The 21604-nt window shown below is 64.1% G+C and carries 20 protein-coding genes; 10 read left to right on the top strand and 10 right to left on the bottom strand.

The features are described 5' to 3' along the window. Positions 1-221: 221 nt before the first annotated feature. Entirely contained in the window at positions 222-1004 is a 783-nt protein-coding gene (gene truA / locus PXK01_RS04185) for a tRNA pseudouridine(38-40) synthase TruA (protein ID WP_274858990.1), read from the bottom strand. Positions 1005-1149: 145 nt separating this feature from the next. On the opposite strand from truA, the gene PXK01_RS04180 reads away from it, so the two are divergent. The 4 genes from PXK01_RS04180 to PXK01_RS04165 all read left to right on the top strand — a co-directional run bounded on the left by PXK01_RS04180 (position 1150) and on the right by PXK01_RS04165 (position 5185). Continuing rightward, a complete protein-coding gene (locus tag PXK01_RS04180) occupies positions 1150-2568 on the top strand; it encodes a YcjX family protein (RefSeq protein ID WP_274858988.1) in 1419 nt (472 codons plus the stop codon). After that, positions 2565-3119: a GNAT family N-acetyltransferase gene (locus PXK01_RS04175; protein ID WP_274858986.1), complete on the top strand. Its 555-nt coding sequence runs from the start codon at positions 2565-2567 to the stop codon at positions 3117-3119. Before PXK01_RS04180 ends, PXK01_RS04175 begins: the two co-directional genes overlap by 4 nt. Continuing rightward, positions 3116-4153: a YcjF family protein gene (locus PXK01_RS04170; protein ID WP_274858984.1), complete on the top strand. Its 1038-nt coding sequence runs from the start codon at positions 3116-3118 to the stop codon at positions 4151-4153. The genes PXK01_RS04175 and PXK01_RS04170 overlap by 4 nt, the downstream gene beginning before the upstream one ends. A 318-nt stretch (positions 4154-4471) precedes the next feature. Beyond that, positions 4472-5185: a VIT1/CCC1 transporter family protein gene (locus PXK01_RS04165; RefSeq protein ID WP_274847475.1), complete on the top strand. Its 714-nt coding sequence runs from the start codon at positions 4472-4474 to the stop codon at positions 5183-5185. A gap of 160 nt (positions 5186-5345) precedes the next feature. On the opposite strand, the gene PXK01_RS04160 is transcribed toward PXK01_RS04165, so the two are convergent. Continuing rightward, entirely contained in the window at positions 5346-5879 is a 534-nt protein-coding gene (locus PXK01_RS04160; RefSeq protein WP_274858983.1) for a hypothetical protein, read from the bottom strand. Between the two features lie 377 nt (positions 5880-6256). Here PXK01_RS04160 and ileS point away from each other — a divergent pair, with 377 nt between their 5' ends. Beyond that, entirely contained in the window at positions 6257-9178 is a 2922-nt protein-coding gene (ileS, locus tag PXK01_RS04155; RefSeq protein WP_274858982.1) for an isoleucine--tRNA ligase, read from the top strand. Between the two features lie 99 nt (positions 9179-9277). On the opposite strand, the gene PXK01_RS04150 is transcribed toward ileS, so the two are convergent. Continuing rightward, positions 9278-9748 carry a hypothetical protein gene (locus tag PXK01_RS04150; RefSeq protein ID WP_274847478.1) on the bottom strand — a complete coding sequence of 157 codons (471 nt, stop codon included), beginning with the start codon at positions 9746-9748 and terminating at the stop codon, positions 9278-9280. Between the two features lie 319 nt (positions 9749-10067). Here PXK01_RS04150 and PXK01_RS04145 point away from each other — a divergent pair, with 319 nt between their 5' ends. Beyond that, a complete protein-coding gene (locus tag PXK01_RS04145) occupies positions 10068-10550 on the top strand; it encodes a methylated-DNA--[protein]-cysteine S-methyltransferase (RefSeq protein WP_274847479.1) in 483 nt (160 codons plus the stop codon). A gap of 65 nt (positions 10551-10615) precedes the next feature. On the opposite strand, the gene PXK01_RS04140 is transcribed toward PXK01_RS04145, so the two are convergent. The 3 genes from PXK01_RS04140 to PXK01_RS04130 all read right to left on the bottom strand — a co-directional run bounded on the left by PXK01_RS04140 (position 10616) and on the right by PXK01_RS04130 (position 12359). After that, a complete protein-coding gene (locus PXK01_RS04140; protein ID WP_274858980.1) occupies positions 10616-11254 on the bottom strand; it encodes a hypothetical protein in 639 nt (212 codons plus the stop codon). A 190-nt stretch (positions 11255-11444) separates the two neighbouring features. Continuing rightward, complete coding sequence (locus PXK01_RS04135) at positions 11445-12140, bottom strand: CDP-alcohol phosphatidyltransferase family protein (RefSeq protein WP_274847481.1); 696 nt, start codon at positions 12138-12140, stop codon at positions 11445-11447. Positions 12141-12179: 39 nt separating this feature from the next. Further along, entirely contained in the window at positions 12180-12359 is a 180-nt protein-coding gene (locus PXK01_RS04130; protein ID WP_274858979.1) for a hypothetical protein, read from the bottom strand. Positions 12360-12569: 210 nt separating this feature from the next. Between PXK01_RS04130 and PXK01_RS04125 the strand changes: the two genes are divergently transcribed. Next, positions 12570-13181: a class I SAM-dependent methyltransferase gene (locus tag PXK01_RS04125; protein ID WP_274858977.1), complete on the top strand. Its 612-nt coding sequence runs from the start codon at positions 12570-12572 to the stop codon at positions 13179-13181. 28 nt (positions 13182-13209) lie between these two features. On the opposite strand, the gene PXK01_RS04120 is transcribed toward PXK01_RS04125, so the two are convergent. From PXK01_RS04120 to fsa, 3 genes are all read right to left on the bottom strand, one after another. Then, positions 13210-14130 carry a tyrosine recombinase XerC gene (locus PXK01_RS04120; RefSeq protein WP_274858976.1) on the bottom strand — a complete coding sequence of 307 codons (921 nt, stop codon included), beginning with the start codon at positions 14128-14130 and terminating at the stop codon, positions 13210-13212. Further along, on the bottom strand, positions 14127-14837 hold the full coding sequence (locus PXK01_RS04115) for a DUF484 family protein (protein WP_274847485.1): 711 nt from the start codon (positions 14835-14837) through the stop codon (positions 14127-14129). The genes PXK01_RS04120 and PXK01_RS04115 overlap by 4 nt, the downstream gene beginning before the upstream one ends. A 414-nt stretch (positions 14838-15251) precedes the next feature. Further along, positions 15252-15905, bottom strand: a complete 654-nt coding sequence (fsa, locus tag PXK01_RS04110; protein ID WP_274847486.1) for a fructose-6-phosphate aldolase — start codon at positions 15903-15905, stop codon at positions 15252-15254. Positions 15906-16012: 107 nt separating this feature from the next. Here fsa and PXK01_RS04105 point away from each other — a divergent pair, with 107 nt between their 5' ends. Beyond that, a complete protein-coding gene (locus tag PXK01_RS04105) occupies positions 16013-18208 on the top strand; it encodes a primosomal protein N' (RefSeq protein WP_274858975.1) in 2196 nt (731 codons plus the stop codon). Positions 18209-18216: 8 nt separating this feature from the next. Here PXK01_RS04105 and PXK01_RS04100 read toward each other — a convergent pair whose 3' ends face one another. Further along, a complete protein-coding gene (locus PXK01_RS04100) occupies positions 18217-19278 on the bottom strand; it encodes a YeeE/YedE family protein (protein WP_274858974.1) in 1062 nt (353 codons plus the stop codon). A 129-nt stretch (positions 19279-19407) separates the two neighbouring features. Here PXK01_RS04100 and PXK01_RS04095 point away from each other — a divergent pair, with 129 nt between their 5' ends. Beyond that, on the top strand, positions 19408-20643 hold the full coding sequence (locus PXK01_RS04095; RefSeq protein ID WP_274858973.1) for an MFS transporter: 1236 nt from the start codon (positions 19408-19410) through the stop codon (positions 20641-20643). A 74-nt stretch (positions 20644-20717) separates the two neighbouring features. Next, a complete protein-coding gene (locus tag PXK01_RS04090; protein ID WP_274858972.1) occupies positions 20718-21590 on the top strand; it encodes a 50S ribosomal protein L11 methyltransferase in 873 nt (290 codons plus the stop codon). Positions 21591-21604: the final 14 nt, after the last annotated feature.

Raw genomic sequence — 21604 nt, 5'->3', positions numbered from 1 at the left:
GAAGCGGTTCAGGGGCTGGTCTGCCCCTGAACGCGCCATTGCGATTTTGTCGAAGAGTGCCGCCTCAAGGGTAAACCGCGCGTGCCGCGCGGCGGCCTTGCCGCCCTTGACCCGGCTTTCGTGGGGTGGAAGTGCGCCGCGGTAGCGGCGCCGGGCCCAAGGCTTTTTGCTGCATCTTCGATGCGGGGGAAAGGCGCGGGAGCCATCCCCGCCTCGTGGGACTAGCGAGGTGTGTCTTCGGGAAAGACCGGATCTGGGTAGCCGACGCGTGCAAGGTAGAGGCCCTGTCCGGGGCAGACCGGGCCGCAGGCGGCGCGATCGCAGGCCTCTAGCGCGGACTTTACATCAGCAGGGGACCAGCTGCCTGCGCCGACACGTTCCAGAGTGCCTACGAAGCTGCGCACCTGATTGTGCAGGAAGCTGCGGGCGCGTACGTGGAAGTGCACCTCGGGTCCGGTGAAACCTGTCACGCGTTCCACCCGCAGCTCGTCCAGCGTCTTGACCGGGCTTTGCGCCTGGCAGATGGACGAGCGGAAGGTGGTGAAATCGTGCCGCCCCAGGAGGTTGTTCGCCGCCTCCTGCATCGCTGCCACATCCAGATCATGGGATATCTGCCAGACCTGTCCCGCCTCATGGGTGGCCGGGGCGCGGCGCATCAGGAGGCGGAAGAGATACTGCCGTTCAACTGCCGTGAACCTTGCATGCCAGTCATCCGCGACCCTGGCGCAGGCGGTGATCGCCACCGGTGCCGGTTTCAGGTGATAGTTCAGCGCTTCGGACAGGCGGAAGGGATCCCAGTCCTTTTGCAGGTCGCAATGGGCCACTTGTCCCAGCGCGTGAACGCCCGCATCGGTGCGCCCGGCGGCGGCGATGGTATGCTCGCCCGGTTCCAGCCGCGCCAGCGCAGCCTCGATCGCCCCCTGTACCGAGGGCTGATCCTTCTGTCGTTGCCAGCCCGCGAAAGGGGCGCCGTGATATTCGACTTTCAATGCAAAACGCGCCATGGCGGGGCGATAGCGCGGGCTGCGGCGCGAGACAAGCCCCTTGCCGCTGCGGCGCTCTGCACTGGTAACCCCGGGCCGGGCTGCCTATCTTGGTCCTGTCGGCGGAAAGGCCGGATCAGAATGCAAGGCAACAGAAGGCAGGCGCGTGGTACTGACATCCCTAGCCGACAGCACGGCCCGCCGGGTCGAGGCGCTGGGCAGCAGCCTGTCGGAGACGTTTCTGGAACCGACCGTACGCCTTGGGGTTACCGGCCTGGCGCGGGCGGGCAAGACGGTTTTCATCACCTCGCTGGTGGCCAACCTGATGAACCGGGGCCGCATGTTGCAACTGTCAGCGGCGCGGGACGGGCGCATAGAGGCCGCCTTTCTGCAGCCCCAACCCGACGACACCGTGCCGCGTTTCGATTATGAGGCCCATCTTGCGGCTCTCACCGGTCCCGCGCCCCATTGGCCCGAAAGCACCCGCGCAGTCTCTGAACTGCGGCTCAGCCTGAAGGTGCGGCCCACGGGGCTGCTGGCCGGGCTGCAGGGGCCGCGGGTGCTGCATCTTGATATCGTGGACTACCCGGGAGAGTGGTTGCTGGATCTGGCGCTGCTGGACAAGAGCTACGATCAATGGGCGGCCGAGGTTCTGGCCCGGATCGAGGCGCGGGTGCAGGCGAAAGACTTCCTGTCTGTTGTCACCGCCACCGATCCCGATGCCGCCCATGGTGAGCCGCACGCCCAGAGCCTGGCTGCGGCTTTCACCGGATACCTGCAGGCGGCCCGCGAGGCCGGGTTTTATGATTGCACGCCGGGGCGCTTCTTGTTGCCCGGCGATCTGGCGGGGTCTCCGGTTCTGACCTTTGCGCCGCTGCCGACAGGTCAAGGCACGGCGCCCCGTGGCAGCCTGCGCCGCGAGATGGCGCGCCGCTATGAGGCCTATAAGGCGCAGGTGGTGAAACCCTTCTTTCGCGATCACTTTTCCCGCATCGATCGACAGGTGGTGCTGGTGGATGCGCTTGGGGCCATTCATTCCGGCCCCGCTGCGGTCGAGGATCTGCGTCAGTCGATGGCGGATATCCTTGCCGCCTTCCGCCCCGGTCGTAATCGGTTCCTGACCCGGATCCTTGGCGGCAAGCGGGTGGAAAAGATCCTGTTCGCAGCGACCAAGGCGGATCATCTCCATCACGAACAGCATCCGCAGCTGACCGCGATCATCGAGGCGCTGACGCGGGAGGCACAGGATCGGGCACGTTTCGCCGGGGCCGAGACGGCGGCGCTGGCGCTGGCCTCGATCCGGGCCACGACCGAGGAAATGCGCCCACATGACGGGAAAGACCTGCCTTGCGTGCGTGGCACCCTGTTGGACAGCGGGCGACAGGCGGCCTTTTACCCCGGTGCGCTGCCTCGGGATCCGGGCAAGCTGTTGATCCCGGCGCGCCAGGGCGCCGAGGCCTGGCTTGAGGGTGAGTTTCAGGCGATGCGCTTTGCCCCGGCAGTGCTGGATCTGAAACCCGGAGACGGCCCGCCGCACATCCGGCTGGACCGGGCGGCGGACTTTCTGATCGGAGACCGGCTATGACCCAGATGCAAACCCTGACCCTGCGCCCGGCGCGGTCCACCGATGCAGGCGGGATGGGAGAGATCCTGCACCGGTTCGAGATGGAAACAGCTTGGATGCCGAAACAGCATTCCGGTGCCGAGGCAATTGGCTTTTGCGGGGTGATGATCGATCGTGGCTGGGTCACCGTGGTCGAGGGGGATGGCGCAATCCTGGGGTTTCTGGCCCGGGACGGGGATGAAATCTGTTCGCTCTACGTGATGCCAGAGGCCTGCGGGGGCGGCATTGGGAAACGCCTTTTGGATGCGGCCAAGATCGCGGTTTGCAAGGGTGGAAACGACGGCACCGCCGATACTGACGACAGGGACGAGAGGAACGACAGGGTCGGAGAGGCGGATCCGGCCCGGCTCAGCCTTCGCACCTTTCAGGCCAATGAGGGCGCACAGCGGTTCTACCTGCGTGAAGGCTTTGCCGAGGTCGGGCGCAGCGACGGGGCGCAGAATGACGAAGGCCTGCCGGATATCGAATATGTCTGGCCCGCGTCACTCAATCCGAAGGAGCGCGCCGGATGACCCAGGGCCCCGTTGTCTTTGATCTGGAGCATGACCCGCAGCCCGCCCCCAAGGTGAGCGATGCGGCTCCGGTGCCGGAGGCCCATACAGGCGAGGGGGGCGATACAGCCCCTGCCGCGATGGCGCGCATGGCGGTTGCTGCCACGCGCCGACCCTCGCGCGTCGGGCGGTGGTTCTGGCGCATCCTCCTGGCGGTGCTTGCCGCTGTGTTGTCGGTGGCGGCCTGGGATTTTGCCACCGGGTTGATCGACAGGATCCCGGTCTTGGGATGGATGGTGAGCGCGGGGCTGGTCCTGGCGCTGGCACTGGCGCTGATCATGATCTTGCGGGAAGGGCTGGCCCTCGCGCGGCTCCGGCGCATTGACGATCTGCGCCAGGCGGCGATCCAGGCTCGCAGCCTGGCAGCGGAGGGGCCGGTAGCGGTTCAGGCGTTTCAGGCGCGGCTGGTCCGGTTTTACGCTCATCGCAGCGATCTGTCCTGGCACCGTGCCCGACTGGCAGAGCGCTCTGCGGAGCTGATCGATGGGGATACGGTTCTGGATCTGATCGAGGATGAACTCCTGGCCCCACTGGACGCGCGTGCCCTGGCAGAGGTGGAGGCGGCCGCCCGGCAGGTTGCCCTGGTGACAGCCCTGGTGCCGCTGGCGCTTGCGGATGTGGTGGTGGCCCTGGTGGCCTCGGTCCGGATGATCCGCCGGGTGGCCGAGATCTATGGCGGGCGTTCGGGACTGTTCGGATCCTGGCGCCTGATGCGGACGGTTTTGGCGCATCTCGCGGCCACCGGGGCCATGGCGGCCGGGGAGGACATGCTTGATACGGTGCTGGGCGGCTCTGTCCTGTCAAAGCTCTCGCGTCGCTTTGGCGAAGGCGTGGTGAATGGCGCGCTCTCGGCGCGGGTGGGGATCGCTGCAATGGAGGTCTGTCGGCCGATGCCCTTTTCCGAGCGGCACAGGCCCGCAACCCGCAAGGTGATCAAAGGCGCGCTGTCCGGGCTGTTTTCCCGCAGTAAATCCACCGAAGGATCTGACGGCTGATCCGGCGCCAAGAAGCCGTCCGGAACAGGTCTTCGGAGGGGCTCCCGCCCGGGCCACGGCCGTCTGGCGACCGCCTTGCACGGTTGGGCCCAGCGCCGCTGTCGCGGCGCGGTCACTCTGGTCCGAAAAACCGGTGGCTAGATCCTACGGGCGCGCGGCGCCCTGCGCCGCGCCAGGCCCAAGCCTGCCAGGGTGAGGGGCGCAGGCACCTCAACCGAGGGCGCGGGAGGGCTCCGCTTCAGTCGGCATGTTGATCTGTCGCAAGACGTGCTCTGGTCAATGCGATAGTCTGGGCGGACCCGCATAAGGAAGCTCGCCATGGCAGTCGAACACGGCCACAGCCCGCAAGAAATCCAGGACCGTATCGGAGCGCCCCCCGGGCGCGGCCTGTTGCGGGATATCGTCTATGGCGGCATTGATGGCTCAGTCACAACCTTTGCCATCGTGGCCGGGGTCGCGGGGGCGGGGCTGTCGCCCTTCGTGATCGTGGCGCTTGGCCTGGCCAATGTGCTGGCAGACGGGTTCTCCATGGCGGCTGGCAACTATTCGGGCACCAAGGCCGAGCTGGACGACATCCGCCGCCTGCGCCAGATCGAGAACCGGCACATCGACACCTACCCGGACGGCGAGCGCGGAGAGGTGCGCGAGATCCTGCGGCTCAAGGGATTGAGCGGGCGGGTGCTGGAAGAGGCAACCGATGAGATCTGCAAGAGCCGCGACACCTGGGTCGATCTGATGATCGAGGGGGAATACGGTCTCTCGGGCGTCGATCCGCGCCCGATGAAGGCTGCCGTGGCCACCTTTGCCGCCTTCATGGTGGCGGGGATGATCCCGCTGCTGCCCTTCCTGTTCGGGCTTCAGAATGCCTTTGCGGTCTCGTCCTGGATGACCATGGGCTGTTTCTTCGCCATCGGCGCCTTCAAGAGCCGCTGGTCCCTTGCGCCCTGGTGGCGGTCGGGCACAGAAACGCTGCTGATCGGCGGTGCGGCGGCGGCCATGGCCTATGGGGTCGGGCTGCTGTTCCACGCCTGACGGGGGCACTTGCCGTCTGGCAAATATTTCCTGCACGAAACCTGTTAGAGGCCCGTCAACGCTGAATACCATTTCCCACCCGTGGCGTGCGGCTTGGCCAGATCGCATATGCCATGATGGAAAACATGCGCCCCCTATAGTTGGGGGGGCGCATGTCGCATCAGTTCAGTTTCACCAGGTTCGGGTAGCCCCAGACGTCCTTGGACTTGTCGCGTGCGCTGGCATGTCCGGCGGTGATGGCCGCGCCAAGCAGACCGAAACCGAACAGCATGTGACCGGCTGCCGCGGCCTGTACCGCCTGCTGGGTCAGGTTGACCACCGATACGGTTTTGGCGACCTCGTCACGCTCCGAGCTGCAGGTGACGGTCATCGGCGGCGTCTCTTCGCCATAGCTGGGCAGGTTCAGCTGCGCCGGTGCGGTAAAGGCCGCCTTGAAGTAGGGGCTGCTTGCGATACAGTCCTTCGGCCGGGTGGACACCGGACTTGCCGAGTAGGAATTGTCGTGCACGTATTTGATGGTGACGGGCAGCACGTTGACTGGCGTTTGCTTCTTGCCCGCCTTGGTCAGCTGAATCTCTGTCGATTGATTGCGGGAAACGATCTGCTGGTTTTCACCCCCTTCGGCCGTTGTGGTGTTGCATCCGGCCATGAGGGAGAGCGCGCCCAGCAGCGCGGGTAGAATAGCGTATTTCACAAATAGTCCCTGTTGTTTTTGGTTGATTGGCGCAACGCAAATACCAGCCTGGGTGGCGCTGGGCAACCGGACGGCTATCGCCGGACAACCGGGCGGGCATTGAAGGGCGTTGAAAGAGGCTCAGGGGGGGAAGAGGCACAGGGGTGGTTGAAAGAGGCACAGCCGTGGCCGTGTCGCAGCGCTGCACGCTTTACCCTTGCCGAAAGCCGCCCTATAAGGCGCCCATGTCCCACCGCGCGGCCATCATTATTCGAATTACCTACCCGGCGCTCTGATCCCCTTCGCGGGAAACGCAGGAGCCGCCGGGCAAAGGTGCTTGAGCCATCGCACCGAACCGAATATCCCAAGACCGAACAGCCATTCAAAGGACGCCACCGATGTGCGCCGATACGCCCCAGACCCCCGACTATAAAGACACGCTGAACCTGCCCAAGACCGATTTCCCCATGCGCGCAGGCCTGCCCAAGCGCGAGCCCGCATGGCTGGAGCGTTGGGCGAGGATCGGCGTCTATGACCGCCTGCGGGAAAACAACGAAGGCCGCCAGCCGTTCACGCTGCATGACGGCCCTCCCTATGCCAACGGCCATCTGCACATCGGGCATGCACTGAACAAGACCATCAAGGACATCATCGTGCGCTCGCACCAGATGATGGGCTATGACAGCCGCTATGTGCCGGGCTGGGATTGCCATGGTCTGCCAATCGAGTGGAAGATCGAGGAACAGTACCGCAAGAAGGGCAAGAACAAGGACGCCGTGCCGGTGGTCGAGTTCCGCCAGGAATGCCGCGCCTTTGCCGATGAATGGGTGGGTATCCAGCGCGAAGAGTTCAAGCGTCTGGGCATCACCGGCAACTGGGCCGATCCCTATCTGACGATGGATTACCACGCCGAGGCGGTGATCGCGGGCGAATTCCAGAAGTTCCTGATGAATGGAACGCTCTATCAGGGCTCCAAACCCGTGATGTGGTCGCCGGTGGAGAAAACCGCCCTGGCCGAGGCCGAGGTGGAATACCACGACAAGGAAAGCTTCACCATCTGGGTGAAGTTCAAGGTCGCCGAGCCTGTCGATCACAAACTGGCAGGCGCCTATGTGGTGATCTGGACCACCACCCCCTGGACCATGCCCTCGAACAAGGCCGTGGTTTACGGCGAGGACATTGCCTATGGCCTCTATGAGGTGACCGGCACGCCCGAGGAATCCTGGGTCAATGTGGGCGACAAATACGTTCTGGCCGATAACCTGGCCGCAGATGTGATGAAACGCGCGCGGCTTGAGGAAGACCAGTACACCCGCGTGGCCGACGTGCCGGTTTCAGATCTTGCCGGTATTGGCCTGACCCACCCGCTGGCGGGCGCGACAGGCGGCAATGGCGAATGGGATGACATCCGCGATTTCCGCGCGGCCGATTTCGTGACCGACACCGAAGGCACCGGTTTCGTGCACTGCGCGCCCAGCCACGGGATGGAGGAATTCGAACTCTACCGTGACCTTGGCATGCTGGAGCAGGTCATCACCTATAACGTGATGGACGACGGCTCGTTCCGCGCCGATCTGCCCTTCTTTGGCGGCAAGTATATCCTCAACCGCAAGGGCGGCGAGGGCGATGCCAACAAGACGGTGATCGACAAGCTGGTCGAGGTCGGCGGGCTGATGGCGCGCGGCAAGATCAAGCACAGCTACCCGCATTCCTGGCGCTCCAAGGCGCCGATCATCTATCGCAACACGCCGCAGTGGTTCGTGGCCGTGGATCGCGAGCTGGGCGATGGTCAGGATACCTACGGCAAGACCATCCGCGAACGCGCCCTGACCTCGATCGATCAACTGGTGAAATGGACGCCGCAGACCGGGCGCAATCGCCTCTATTCGATGATCGAAACCCGCCCCGACTGGGTGCTGTCGCGCCAGCGCGCCTGGGGCGTGCCGCTGACCTGCTTCACCAAGAAAGGCGCCCTGCCGACCGATGCGGACTTCCTCTTGCGCAATGACGAGGTGAACGCGCGTATCGTGGCCGCCTTTGACGAAAAGGGCGCCGATGTCTGGTACGAAGACGGCTTCAAGGAACAGGTTTTGGGCGGCATCGTCGATCCGGAGGCTTATGATCAGGTCTTTGACGTGCTGGATGTGTGGTTCGATAGCGGCTCCACCCATGCCTTTGTGCTGCGTGACCGCGCCGATGGCACCGAGGACGGCATCGCCGATGTCTATATGGAAGGTACCGACCAGCACCGCGGTTGGTTCCACTCATCCCTGCTGGAGGCCTGCGGCACCCTGGGCCGCGCGCCCTACCGCAACGTGGTGACCCACGGCTTCACGCTGGACGAGAAGGGCATGAAGATGTCCAAATCCCTGGGCAACACCATCGTGCCGGAAAAGGTCGTGCAGCAGTACGGCGCCGATATCCTGCGCCTGTGGGTGGCCCAGACCGACTACACCGCCGACCAGCGGATCGGCCCGGAGATCCTGAAAGGCACCGCCGACAGCTATCGCCGGCTGCGCAACACCATGCGCTTCATGCTGGGCAGCCTTGGCGATTTCTCGGAAGATCAGCGCGTTGCCCCCGCCGACATGCCCGAGCTGGAGCAATGGGTGCTGCACCGCCTGGCCGAGCTGGATCACACCGTGCGCGAAGGCTACAAGGCCTTTGATTTCAACGGCGTGTGGCAGGCGATCTTCAACTTTGCCACGGTGGATCTGTCGGCCTTCTACTTCGACATCCGCAAGGATGCGCTCTACTGCGATGGCGATACGGCAAATGCCCGTGCCGCGCGCACCGTGCTGGACATCCTGTTCCACCGGCTCACCACCTGGCTGGCGCCGGTCCTGGTCTTCACCATGGAAGAGGTCTGGTTGGAGCGCTACCCGGGTGACGACAGCTCGGTGCACCTGGTGGATATCCCCGAAACGCCCGCCGATTGGCTGAACGAGTCGCTGGCGGCGAAATGGGCCGCGATCCGCCAGGCCCGCCGGGTGGTGACCTCGGCGCTGGAGATCCAGCGCACCGACAAGGTGATCGGTGCCTCGCTTGAGGCCGCCCCGGTGGTGCATCTGCGCGATGGCGATGTGCTGGCGGCGCTGAAATCGGTGAACTTCGCCGATATCTGCATCACGTCTGACGTGGTGCTGACCGGTGATCCCGCCCCGGTCGAAGCTTTCCGCATGCCAGAAGTCGACGGTATCTCGGTGGTCTTTGAAAAGGCCGAAGGGCAGAAATGCCAGCGTTGCTGGAAGATTCTGCCGGATGTGGGCAATCACGCCCATGCCGGTGTCTGCGGGCGCTGCAACAGCGCGCTGGGCTGACCCGGATCCACAGGGCGATCTGGCAGCCGTTAAAGGCTGCCGCGCCGCCGCGACCCTCGATGGGTTGCGGCGGCGCTTTTTTGTTCAGTCGAATGGGGTTTAGGCGGCGACCACCTGTTTGGAGGCGGCGTAGCTTGCGCAGGCCTCGATCACGCTCATCGGCAGCGGGCCAACCGCCCGCCCGGACATCAGCGCCATGTACTGCTGCCATAGGGCCTTGGCGGCAGAAGAAATCTGGGATTGGGCCGCCGCTGCGGCAGTGCCGCTTTGCCCCGCGCTTACCGGTGGGTTCTGCCACTTTGGGGCCAACCCCATTTGCATGACTTGCTGCAAATGGCTTTGGGTTCCGGGCAAGCGGTCGCCCTGTAGTCCAATCCGGCGCTGTTCCCGATAGGCCATGCCCCGGTCGCTGCCCTCGATCGGCTTGGTCGGGGTGAGCGGTGTTTCTTTCTTGGACAGGGCCGTGAGGTGATAAACGGTATGGTCGCGCAGATCCGGATCGACACGGATCGGACGATGAACCTTCAGTCCGTTCTTCCAAAGTGTATGGGGTTTATCCAGTGTCAGCATGACTCTTGTTGAACCTTTGGTTACCATTCCCATGGCGTCTTTGACGCCTGCCGCCCGGGACCGCTTCGTGTTCACAAAGGCTAATTGATGCTTAAGTCCGGGCTTTCCAGTTGTATTAAATTAGCAGATTCGCTGCAGGTCGCGCACCTGTGCCCTGGGAGAGGCGAGCAGGTCAGAGGGTTATCAGACCTATACCAAAGTGTATAAGCGCAGCGCTGTGCAGGTGCGCACTGTCGCAAGCCGCCAGGGCGCCAAGAGAGGCACCAGTAGAGGCGCCGGGGAAAATGGTACCAGGGAAGCAGGGGACGAAAGAAAGACAATGGAGCGGCACCGCAGTGCATGCCTGCAAACGCCGGTGGGGTGCATCACTCTGATCGCGGCCGGAGAGGCGATCACCGAACTGTCCTGGAGTGCAGCGGGAACGGCGGCGGCCTCTGCAAGCGCGCAAGCCGATGATGTGCTGCGGCGCGGGATCGAACAGCTCGACGCCTATTTCGCAGGAGATCTGCGGATTTTCGATCTGCCGCTCTTGGTCGCGGGATCCGATTACCAGCGTGCGGTCTGTGCCGCGATCGCCGCGATCCCCTTTGGAGAGACCCGCAGCTATGGTCAATTGGCCGAGCAGCTGGGCAGTTCGGCGCAGGCGGTGGGCAATGCCTGTGGCGCCAACCCCATTCCCATAATCATTCCCTGCCACCGAGTGTTGGGCCGAAATGGTCTGGGAGGGTTTTCCGGCCAGGGGGGTGTGGAAACAAAAGTGGCCCTCCTGCGCCATGAAGGCGCGGCGGGCCTGTTGATTTGACAGGTGAGCGGGCAGCAGCGCTTGTAAGGTGACGCCGTTCGGAGCGCTACCGACCGATGAATTCGTCAGGAAAACAGGGTCTTCATCTGTTCGTATTCGGACATGGCACCGGTGCTGGATGGCGCGCCGTCGCCCGAGGCGAGGCCCAGCACCATGGCCTCCATATCGGCGCCACTGGGTGCGGCCGGTGCCGTCGCGGGGGCGTTCTCTTCGTCGACGATTTCCAGCGCAGTGGCGGGATCGCCTTCGCTGAGATTTTCGACCGAAAGCTTGAATTCGCCCAGTTCGTCGGATTCGAATTCCACCTTCAGGCCACCATGTTCACCGCTTTCAAAGGCGATCTTGATTTCACCCTGGTCGGTCTCGGCCTCGATTTCGACGCTCAGCCCGCCTTCATCCCGCGAGACTTCGATCTTGAATTCACCGGCTTCGATCTCAAATTCGAGCTTCAGCTTTATCTCGCCGAAGCTGCCGCTGAACAGGGCATCGATCCCGGAGGCTGCCGGTGTTTCTGCAGGTGTCTTTGGGGGCGGCTGCGTGGCCTCCATCTTGGCGGCTTGCTTGGCGCGCCAGCCCCAGGCCTTGGCATGGTCGGGCGGGCCAGACTGTACGGCATGTTCATCCGAACCGTGACGATGTTGGTGGTGATGCATGTGAATGGAGTGGGCGTTCGAATGGCCGCCCAGGGCGGAAAGCGCAGTCATGTCGTGGTCTCCTGATGGGTCGTCACACGATCGGACGAGTGGGATTGAGGAGACATCATTGCAAATGGGGTTTAATTGCTGATGAGTTTGGGATTGCAAAACTGCACAGGATTTGAGTGAGCTTTGCCATGTATTTGCAAGCTGCCGTTCTGTTTGACTTTTTTGACGTTCACCGCTGTGCGGGGCTGTCTCAGCTGCGCTTGGGTGGGATGATCTGCTGCAGGATGCCGACAAACAGCAGGTAGAGAGAGGTCACCACCAACCCCCAATGCGCCCAGCTTTCGGGGTGGAAGTCGATCCAGGCTGCATAGCCCGCCAAGAGCGTCCAGATCAACGCGACGGGCAAAGAGACCTTGCGCCAGCGCTCAGTGCGCACCGGGTGAATGAACTTCAGCGGCAGGAACATGGCGATTGCCAGCAGCGTGACCAGCGCCAGGCTGGTCCAGTGGCTGGGCTCAAGGGCGAAGATCACCAGGACCAGCATGTTCCAGCATCCCGGAAAGCCGGAAAAGGAATTGTCCTTGGTCTTCATCCGGGTGTCGGCGAAATACATCGCGCTGGCAAAGGTGATCACGATGATGGCGAACCAGCCGGTCCAGCCTGCCATAAGCCCGGATTGGAACAGGGCAAAGGCCGGGATGAAGACATAGGTGAGATAGTCGATGATCAGGTCCAGCAGCACCCCGTCGAACTGCGGCGCATAGCGTTTGACGTGGTAATGGCGGGCCAGCGGCCCGTCGATACCGTCCACGGCAAAGGCGACCACCAGCCAGAGGAACATCAGGCTCCACTCGCCCTTGGTCGCCGCCAGCATGGCCAGCATGGCAAAGACGGCGCCGGTGGCGGTCAGAAGATGAACAAGGATGGCGCGGATCTGAGGTCTCATTCATCCGTGATGGCGAATTTGCCTCAGGCCCGCAAGGGTTCAATGCAGGGTTTTGTTCCCCTGCGGCCCTGCATCGGCAAAGAGGCGCAACTCTTCGGCGATGGCATCGGGCGTGGGCCATTGCGTGACAGGGATCGAGCGCGGGCAGCGAATGCGCGAAACCGGCGGTGCGGGCACGGCGGGTGCCTGGTCGAGGAAGAGGGCCGAATCGTGAAACATGGGAGCATCCTTTCTGGAGCGGGAGTGCCCATAAAAGCCCCGGACGTGGTTAAGGACAGGTTGCGGATTGCCGTCGAATTATCTTGCATTTTAAGGATATTGCGGGTCGTCCGGCCATCTTGGTGACAAGTCTTTCACATTCCGTGGGTGGAATGTAACATTTGCAGCAACCCGATAGCGTTGTCGGGGCGACCTTGGAGGGGAAATCGGATGACAGATTGCAAGGCGCACTGGAACGCTGTCTATACCCGGAAAGATCGCTCGGAGGTCAGCTGGTATCAGGCCCATCCCGAGGCCTCCTTGAAGGCGCTTTCTCTGGTCGGCAGGCAGGACGTGCCCTTTGTGGATATTGGCGGTGGGGCCTCGGATCTGGCGAAGATCCTGTCAGAGCGCGGATGGCGGGATCTGACCGTTCTGGACATTTCCGAGGCTGCCCTTGCGGTTGCCGGGCGCAGGTTGGGAGAACAGGCCGTCGGCGTTGCTTTGATCGTTGCCAATATCACCGACTGGACACCGCCGCGCCGCTATGAGGTCTGGCATGACCGCGCGGTCTTTCACTTCCTGACCGATGAGAAGGACAGGGCAGCCTATGTTGCGGCTCTGAAAGCCGGGGTGTGCTCTGGCGGGCATGTGATCCTTGCCACTTTCGCGCCGGATGGGCCGGAGAAATGCAGCGGCTTGCCGGTCCGCAGGTATTCCGCCGATCAGTTGGCGGCGGAACTGGGCCCCGAATTCGATCTGCGTCATCACTGGCAGGAGATGCATGTGGCGCCCGGCGGCGCAGAGCAGTCCTTTACCTGGACGGTCTTTCAGCGTCGCTGAATGAGGTCCGCACGCCTGTCAGCGCGTCTTACGCCTTGGGATGGCTCCGGTTGTAGACCTCCATCAGATGCGCCGTATCCACCGCCGTATAGGCTTGGGTGGTCGAGAGCGAGGCATGCCCCAGAAGCTCTTGTATGGCGCGCAGATCTCCACCTGCTTCCAGCAGATGGGTGGCAAAGCTGTGGCGCAGCGCATGGGGCGTGGCCGAGGCGGGCAGGCCCAGCTGGGCGCGGGTCTTGGCCATCACGCCCTGGATCTGACGCGGGTTGAGGGCACCACCGCGCACCCCGCGAAACAGCGGGCTGTCCTTGTCCTGCGGGTGCGGGCACAGGTGCAGGTAGCGGTCGACTGCGGCGCGCGCGGCGGGGATCACCGGGACCACGCGCTCCTTGTCGCCCTTGCCGGTGATGCGCAGCACCTCGGGCAGGGGGGCATCGCAGCCGCTGAGGCCAAGCGCTTCGGAAATCCGCAGGCCGCAGCCATAGAGCAGGGTCACCACAGCCACGTCGCGGGCGGCGACCCAGTCGGTGCTGGATTGCTGCTCAACCGTTTCAAGGACCGCGCGGGCGGCATCCTCGGCAAGGGGGCGGGGCAGTTTCTTCTGGAACTTCGGCGCCCGGGCGGCCAGCACGGCGGTGGGTTCGAACCCTTCGCGCGCGGCCAGCCAGCGGTAGAAATTCTTCACCGACGAGAGCTTGCGCGCCAGCGAGCGCGCGCCGGTGCCCGCGTTGCGTTCCGAGGCCATCCAGGCCCGCATATCGGCGGTGGAGATCCGCGCCAGCGCGCCGAGACCCTGCGGCGCACCGTGATGGGTGCTCATGAAGGCCAGAAAACCGCTTACATCCGCGCGATAGGCGGTGATGGTGTTGTCAGAGGCGCCCCCCAGTGCGCTCAACCCCTCCAGCCAGTGCTGAAGGGCGTCGCGGCACGCCGGAGAGATCAGGCTCATGCCAGCCAGCGGCGCATGGTGCGTTCGAAGACGCTGGCAAAGAAGGCCAGAAGATCGGTGCCTTGCTGGGGCGAGAACTGATGCGGGTCTTCCGCCCCCAGCACCAGCATGCCGGGCAGGCGGCCAGGGCCGAAATCCAAGACCAGGCAGGCTTCGGAGCGGATCCATTCCGCCTTGGTGCCATAGATCCGCGCGCTGCCGTTTTGTACCTGGCGCAGGCTGATCTGCCGGTCGGTGCCGCCACGGCTGCCTGCGGCGGCATAGTCCGCAACGAACCCCGGAGCCACCGGTTTCAGCACATCGCCGATGCGTTCGGCGGCACTATTGCCATCTTCCTGTCGGGTTTCCAGCACCAGGGCCAGCGCATCGACCCGCAGGATCTCGGCCATGTCCTGGTTGAGACTGGCCAGGAAACCGGGGAAATCCTCGGGATCCAGCAGGCGCAGGATGGCGCGGTGGATCTGGTTGGTGCCCGCGAGGTTTTCGTAAGCGGCGGCGATCACCGAGCGGTGGGTGTCCTCCAGCCGGTCCAGCCGTGCCTCCAGCCGTTCCATGGCAATGCCGCGCAGATCGACGATATTTGTCCCCATGGCGCGCTCATTGGCGCTGACGAGGGCGTTCATCAGATTCGGGTCTTCCAGAACCGCATCCGGTTTTTCCAGAATCGCGGCGCGGAGGGCGTCATCAAGGGGGGCACTGCTGCTCATGTAGGAACCTCTGCTGGGTCTTTGGCCCGGGTTATAGCATGGGTTTTGGCGGATGCCGGCGAAAAATGTGGTAGTGAGGGAAAATCGCCGAGATGTCTTGGGCGCGAGACAGGGGAGGCTCCCGCCCACTGCGGGACAGTCGGAGACTGGCCCTTGCCGGTTGGGCCGGGCGCCGGGCTGACGCCCGGCGGGGCGGTCCTTGCGGACCTATTGTTGTGCGGAGAAGCGTTTGAGGGGGCGGTCTGCCCCCTCGAAAGCGCCCTATCGATTGTGTTTGAAGAGGCCGCGTCAAGGGTGGATCGCGCGCTGCGCGACCGCTGTCGCGGCCCTTGACCCGGCATTCTGGGCCTTGCGGCATGAAAAAGGCGCCCTGAACCAGAGCGCCTTGTCAGATCGGGTATGCTGACCGTTCGATCAGAGGATCTTGATGTCAGCCGCCTTGATGTCGGCGAGGAAGGCATCAAGGCCCTTGTCGGTCAGCGGGTGATTGACCATGGATTTGATCACGGCGGGCGGGGCGGTGATCACGTCGGCGCCGATACGGGCAGAGTCCAGAACGTGATTCACGGTGCGGATCGAAGCGGCGAGGATTTCGGTCTCAAACCCGTAGTTGTCGTAGATGGTGCGGATGTCCTCGATCAGCTCCATGCCATCGAGGTTGATATCGTCCAGGCGCCCGATGAAGGGAGAGATGAAGGTCGCACCCGCCTTGGCCGCCAGAAGCGCCTGGTTGGCGGAGAAGCAGAGGGTGACGTTGACCATGTGGCCATCGTCGGACAGCACCTTGCAGGCCTTCAGGCCATCCCAGGTCAGCGGTACCTTGACGGCGATATTCTCGGCGATCTCCACCAGCTTGCGCCCTTCGGCGATCATGGTCTCGGCGTCGGTCGCGGTCACTTCGGCGGAGACGGGACCGTCGACCAGATCGCAGATCTCCTTGGTGACCTCGATGATGTCGCGGCCGGACTTCTTGATCAGCGAGGGGTTGGTGGTGACACCATCCACCATGCCAAGGTCGTTCAATTCGGCAATGGCATCGATTTCGGCGGTATCTACGAAGAATTTCATCTGACGTAATCCTTTGGCGTGGGTTGGCCTTGTTTAGACTAGCCTTTACCTCATGGGAGAGGCATTAAAAAGCCCCGGCGGGGCGCTGGGGCGGAAGGTAGGCAGCGGTGAGCGGACAGGAGCATTTCGAGGCAGGGGAACGGGTGGCGGTGCTGACCACGCAACCGCTTGACCGGCTTCTGGATTACCGTGCGCCGGAAGGCGGCTGTTTTCTTGGCGCCTATGTGGAGGTGCCCCTGGGTCCGCGCAAGGTCTTGGGCGTGGTCTGGGGGCCGGGTGCGGGCGGCTTTGATTCGTCGAAACTGCGCAGCGTCATCCGCGTGCTGGATGTGGCGCCGATGCGCAGCGAGATGCGCGCCTTCCTTGGCAAGGCCGCCGATTACACGCTGACACCGATGCCCGCGATGCTGCGGCTGGCGAGCCGCGCGCCGGGGCTGTCTGATCCGCCCTCGATGCGCAAGATCCTGCGGCGCGGCGATCGGGACCCCGACCGGATGACCGATGCCCGCGCACGGGTGCTGGACACGATCGAGGAATATGGCGGCCTCGCCTTCACACCGAAAGAGCTGGCCGATATGGCAGGCGTCACCCCATCGGTGGTGAAGGGCCTGGTGAAACAGGGCGCCCTGCGTGAGGAGGAAACCCCGCGCGATCTGCCCTATCCGCATCTGGATCCCGATCTTCCCGGCAAGGAGCTGACCCAGGATCAGGCGACGGCCGCGGCGGCACTGGAGGAGGGCGTCAAGAGCGGCGCCTATGGCACCACGCTGCTGAAGGGCGTCACCGGGTCGGGCAAGACCGAGGTGTATCTTGAGGCCGTGGCGGCTGCTTTGCGCACCGGGCGTCAGGCACTGGTGCTATTGCCGGAAATCGCGCTGACGGCGGAGTTTCTGAAACGGGTCGAGGCGCGGTTCGGCGCCACACCGGCGGAATGGCACTCGGGCGCCACCATGACCGAGCGGCGCCGGGTCTGGCGAATGGTCGGGCAGGGCAAGGCGCAACTGGTGATCGGCGCGCGCTCGGCCCTGTTCCTGCCGTTTCGCGATCTGGGTCTGATCATCGTCGATGAGGAGCATGATACCTCCTACAAGCAGGAGGATGGCGTCCTTTACAACGCCCGTGACATGGCGGTGCTGCGCGCGGCCATGTGTTCGGCCCAAGTTGTGCTGGCCTCGGCCACGCCCAGCCTGGAAACCTGGGCCAATGCAGAGGCCGGGAAGTACAAGCGGCTGGATCTGAAATCCCGGTTTGGCGCCTCGGTGCTGCCGGAGATGCGCGCGGTGGATATGCGGTCCGAGGATTTGCTGCCCTCGACCTGGATCTCTCCGACGCTGAAATTTGCCATGAAGGCGCGCCTGGAACGCGGTGAGCAGTCGTTGTTGTTCCTCAACCGCCGGGGATTTGCGCCGGTGACGATCTGCCGGGCCTGCGGTGCGCAGGTGGCCTGCGATCACTGCGACAGCCGCATGGTGGAGCACCGCTTCCTGAAACGGCTGATGTGCCACCAATGCGGCGAGACAAAACCCGTGCCCGAGGTCTGCCCCTCCTGTCAGGTCGAGGGCAAGATGGCCCCGGTCGGCCCCGGCATCGAGCGGCTGGGTGAAGAAGCGGCGGCACTGTTCCCCGAGGCGCGCATCGCGGTCCTGAGTTCGGATCTGTTCGGATCGGCCCGCGCCCTGAAACAGAGGATCGAGGAGATTGCGGCGGGGGAGGCGGATATCATCCTTGGCACGCAGCTGGTGGCCAAGGGACACAACTTTCCGCTGCTGACGCTGGTGGGGGTGATTGATGCGGATCTGGGCCTGCAGGGATCGGACCTGCGCGCGGCAGAGCGGACATTCCAGCTGATGCGGCAGGTTGCGGGCCGGGCGGGGCGTGCGGAAAAACCCGGCGAGGCGCTGTTGCAGACCTTCCAGCCCGAGCACCCGGTGATCCGCGCGATCCTGTCGGGAGACGAGGAGGCCTTCTGGAAGGCCGAGGCCGCCGAGCGGCAGGCCGCCGGGGTGCCGCCCTTTGGCCGCATGGCGGGGATCATCCTGTCGGGGCCAGATCTGGCGCAGGTCTTTGATCTGGGCGAAACGCTGGCGCGCAACGACGGCGCGCTGCGCCAGATCGGGGCGCAGCTCTTTGGGCCTGCGCCTGCGCCCATTGCCCGCATCCGGGGGCGCCACCGGGTGCGGATGTTGGTGAAGGCCGCCAAGGGCGCCCCCCTGCAAGAGGCCATTGCCCGCTGGATCGCGCCCTTGCGGCTGAAAGGCGATCTGCGGCTCAGCGTCGATATCGACCCGCAGAGCTTCTTCTGAAGGCTGACTTAGGCCAGCGCGCGTTCGGCGCGTTGATCGACCAGAAGATCGGTGACCATGGCGCCCACCCACATGCAGAATAGTGCCAGCCAGGCGGTTCCGGCAAAGATTGATCCGCCGGTGACGCCCGCGCCGATGGCGCAGCCACCTGCCAGCATGCCGCCAAAGCCCATCAGTGCGGCGCCGATCATCGCCTTGCGCATGGTGACGGGACCGTCAAAAGCCTGGATCTTCATCTCTCCGGCAAGGGTGGCGGCGATCATCGCGCCGATGAAGACGCCAGGCACCAGGCCCACGTCGAATTCCAGAATGGCGTTGCGATCCAGGAAGAACATCAGCGTATGGGCCGAGGGTCCGGTGAAAGTGGCGCTTTCGATCTGCACCGGGTCAAAGGCCACAAGGCTCAGGCCATGGGTGAGCACCCAGCCCAAGGCGACGGCAAAGCCCACGCCCGAGGCAAACACCAGCCGCGCCGCACCGATACGGTTCCTGCGCGACAGCCACAGCGCCAGCACCGCAATCGCCGCGCCCAGTGCCAGTCCGCCCCATTCTGGCAGGCCCGCGACGGCCATCAGATCCATGTTGCGCCCGCCCGAGGTGACCCAGAGCGCGGCCAGCTTGTCGCGCAGGGGCGAGAGCACGCCCGCAAGGCTCATCTGGGCCACAACGGCAAAGATTAGACCCGAGACGACAGACCGCAGGTTGCCGGTGGCCGCCAGCACCAGAAGGCGGCCCGAACAGCCGCGCGCCAGCACCATGCCCGCGCCAAACAGCAAGCCGCCGATCACGGCGCCGGACCAGCTGCCGGGCACGGCCATCATCCGCGCATCCGCCGAACTCATCAGCCCCAAAAGCTCGGCCGCCTGCACCCAGACCACGGCGGTGGAAAAGGTCAGCAGCCAGACCGCCACCTTGTCTTCCATCCGCCCACGGGCGAATTCCACGGTGGCCGCGCGCAGGCAGAAGTGCGAGCGCTGGGCGGCAATGCCAAAGGTCAGCCCGGTGGCCAGGCCAAACAGGGCCGCCGTCGGAGCCTCACCGATACGTTCGACAATTGATACCAGATCCATAGCGCGCCTCCTGATCCATGCACGCATCCTAATATGTATGAAATGTGACCCTCGCATTGATGCAGATCAGATGTGCGCGCGGTGTTTTGCCCTCGCCAGAACCGGGAAAGAGGCGTAAAGGCTGATCTCATGTTCAAGCCGATCCCGATAGAGAGCGCGCGCGATCTGCCGCGCTGGCGCCGCCCGACCACGCTGCTGTTCGTCATGGCGCTCTGCATGCCGATTGCCTTCAACGCCTGGAATGCGCTGCTCAACAACTTCGTGATCGAGGTCGCTGATTTCGACGGCGCCGACATCGGCCTGCTGCACACGGTGCGCGAGATCCCCGGCTTTTTGGCCATCGGGGTGATCGCGGTGATCATGCTGGTGCGCGAACAGGTGCTGGGGCTTGTCTCGCTGATGCTGTTGGGGGCGGCTACGGCGGTCACGGCCTGGTTTCCGTCTCTGGGCGGGATCCTGACCATCACCATGCTGTCCTCGATCGGGTTTCACTACTACGAGACGGTGAACCAGTCGCTGCAGCTGCAATGGCTGCCGAAAGACCGCGCACCGCAGATGCTGGGCTGGCTGTTGGCGGCGGGGTCGGCGGCGACGCTGGTGGTCTACGGGCTGATCGTGCTTCTGTGGGAGCCTTTGAGCCTCAGCTACAATGTGGTGTTCATGACTGCATGTGGGGTGACGACGCTGCTCGCCCTTGTCTGCCTGATGGCCTACCCGCAGTTCGAAGCGCCCCATCCGCAGGTCAAGAAGCTGGTGCTGCGCCGCCGTTACTGGCTTTATTATGCACTGCAGTTCATGGCCGGTGCGCGGCGGCAGATCTTCGTGGTTTTCGCGGGCTTCATGATGGTGGAGAAATTCGGCTTTGACGTCCACGAGGTCACCGGATTGTTTCTGATCAACCTGGTGATCAACATGGCCGTCGCGCCGCTGCTGGGTCGCTTCGTGGCCACATTTGGCGAGCGGCGCACGCTGATCTTCGAATATGCCGGTCTTGCCACCGTCTTTGCGCTTTATGGCGGGCTTTACTGGTTTGGCTGGGGTGTGTTGCTGGCGGCGACGCTCTACGTGATCGATCACGTGCTCTTTGCGCTGGCGCTGGCGCTCAAGACCTATTTCCAGAAGATCGCTGATCCCGGTGACATCGCGCCCACCGCCGCCGTGGCCTTTACCATCAACCATATCGCGGCCGTGTTCCTGCCGGTGCTCCTGGGCATGCTCTGGGTGATCTCGCCCGGTGCGGTCTTTGGCCTGGCGGCGGCGATGGCGCTGGTATCGCTGACGCTGGCCTGCCTGATCCCGCGCCACCCCGAGCCGGGCAACGAGACGGTGTTCTCCAAGTACCTCTCTGCCGCGCCTGCCGAGTGAGGCGTTCGGTGCTTGTGCTTGACGCCGGGCCGCGCGCGGCCTAGGCGCATGTCAGCAATCCCTGGAGAGACGCCATGCCCACCTTCACTGCCCTGACCACCCTCACCGGAAAAGCCAAAGCCGAGGCGCTGGGCGAGGCGATGGAACGACTGATGCCCGAACCCACCGGCGTCGGTGTCTTCGAGGTCGAGGATGGATCCGGCATCTGGGAGGTTGGCGGTTATTTCACCGAAGCCCCAGACGAGGCGGGTCTGGCGCTGCTTGCTGCGATGCATGAGGCAAAACCCTTTGCCGTGTCTGAACTGCCGGAAACCGATTGGGTTGCCCATGTGCGCCGCGAGCTGGCTCCGGTGGAGGCCGGGCGGTTCTTCGTCTACGGCAGCCATGACGCGGACAAGGTGCCCGCGGGCAAGATCCCCCTGCTGATCGAAGCGGCGATGGCATTCGGCACCGGCCACCACGGCACCACGCTGGGCTGCCTGCGCGCCCTGGATCATCTGATCGACACCGGGTTTACCGGCGCCAAGGTGGCTGACATTGGCTGTGGCACCGCGGTTCTGGCCATGGCGGCGGCTCGGGTCTGGGACGGGCAGTTCATCGCCAGCGACATCGACGAGGTCGCGGTCGAGGTGGCCGAGGCCAACCTCAAGGCCAACGACATGGCCGGGCAGGTGACCTGCCTGGAGGCCGCCGGGTTCGATCATGCGGATCTGAAGGCTGCGGCACCCTATGACCTGATCTTTGCCAATATCCTGAAAGGGCCGCTGGTGGCACTGTCGCCCGATATCGCCGCCAACCTGCGCGCGGGCGGATATGCGATCCTGTCCGGTATCCTCAACGATCAGGCCGACAATGTGATCGCGGTCTACGGCGAGAACGGCCTTGCCTTGCAGCGCCGGGATGAGATCGGCGAATGGACCACGCTGCTGTTGAAAAAAGCGGGCTGATTGATCCAAGTTTA

The organism is Phaeobacter sp. PT47_59, from assembly GCF_028890025.1.
GTDB lineage: Bacteria > Pseudomonadota > Alphaproteobacteria > Rhodobacterales > Rhodobacteraceae > Phycobacter.
Note: the sequence above shows the minus strand (reverse complement) of the source record. Positions and strands in the feature narration are given on the sequence as shown.

Excerpts from the sequence above, each read along its gene's own strand:
- PXK01_RS04170 (WP_274858984.1), top strand. The coding sequence starts at position 3,116 with ATGACCCAGGGCCCCGTTGTCTTTGATCTGGAGCATGACCCGCAGCCC.
- PXK01_RS04135 (WP_274847481.1), bottom strand. The coding sequence starts at position 12,140 with ATGAGACCTCAGATCCGCGCCATCCTTGTTCATCTTCTGACCGCCACC.
- PXK01_RS04100 (WP_274858974.1), bottom strand. The coding sequence starts at position 19,278 with ATGGATCTGGTATCAATTGTCGAACGTATCGGTGAGGCTCCGACGGCG.
- PXK01_RS04095 (WP_274858973.1), top strand. The coding sequence starts at position 19,408 with ATGTTCAAGCCGATCCCGATAGAGAGCGCGCGCGATCTGCCGCGCTGG.
- PXK01_RS04125 (WP_274858977.1), top strand. The coding sequence starts at position 12,570 with ATGACAGATTGCAAGGCGCACTGGAACGCTGTCTATACCCGGAAAGAT.
- PXK01_RS04090 (WP_274858972.1), top strand. The coding sequence starts at position 20,718 with ATGCCCACCTTCACTGCCCTGACCACCCTCACCGGAAAAGCCAAAGCC.
- truA (WP_274858990.1), bottom strand. The coding sequence starts at position 1,004 with ATGGCGCGTTTTGCATTGAAAGTCGAATATCACGGCGCCCCTTTCGCG.
- PXK01_RS04140 (WP_274858980.1), bottom strand. The coding sequence starts at position 11,254 with ATGACTGCGCTTTCCGCCCTGGGCGGCCATTCGAACGCCCACTCCATT.
- PXK01_RS04120 (WP_274858976.1), bottom strand. The coding sequence starts at position 14,130 with ATGAGCCTGATCTCTCCGGCGTGCCGCGACGCCCTTCAGCACTGGCTG.
- PXK01_RS04115 (WP_274847485.1), bottom strand. The coding sequence starts at position 14,837 with ATGAGCAGCAGTGCCCCCCTTGATGACGCCCTCCGCGCCGCGATTCTG.
- ileS (WP_274858982.1), top strand. The coding sequence starts at position 6,257 with ATGTGCGCCGATACGCCCCAGACCCCCGACTATAAAGACACGCTGAAC.
- PXK01_RS04130 (WP_274858979.1), bottom strand. The coding sequence starts at position 12,359 with ATGTTTCACGATTCGGCCCTCTTCCTCGACCAGGCACCCGCCGTGCCC.
- PXK01_RS04145 (WP_274847479.1), top strand. The coding sequence starts at position 10,068 with ATGGAGCGGCACCGCAGTGCATGCCTGCAAACGCCGGTGGGGTGCATC.
- PXK01_RS04165 (WP_274847475.1), top strand. The coding sequence starts at position 4,472 with ATGGCAGTCGAACACGGCCACAGCCCGCAAGAAATCCAGGACCGTATC.
- PXK01_RS04175 (WP_274858986.1), top strand. The coding sequence starts at position 2,565 with ATGACCCAGATGCAAACCCTGACCCTGCGCCCGGCGCGGTCCACCGAT.
- fsa (WP_274847486.1), bottom strand. The coding sequence starts at position 15,905 with ATGAAATTCTTCGTAGATACCGCCGAAATCGATGCCATTGCCGAATTG.
- PXK01_RS04150 (WP_274847478.1), bottom strand. The coding sequence starts at position 9,748 with ATGCTGACACTGGATAAACCCCATACACTTTGGAAGAACGGACTGAAG.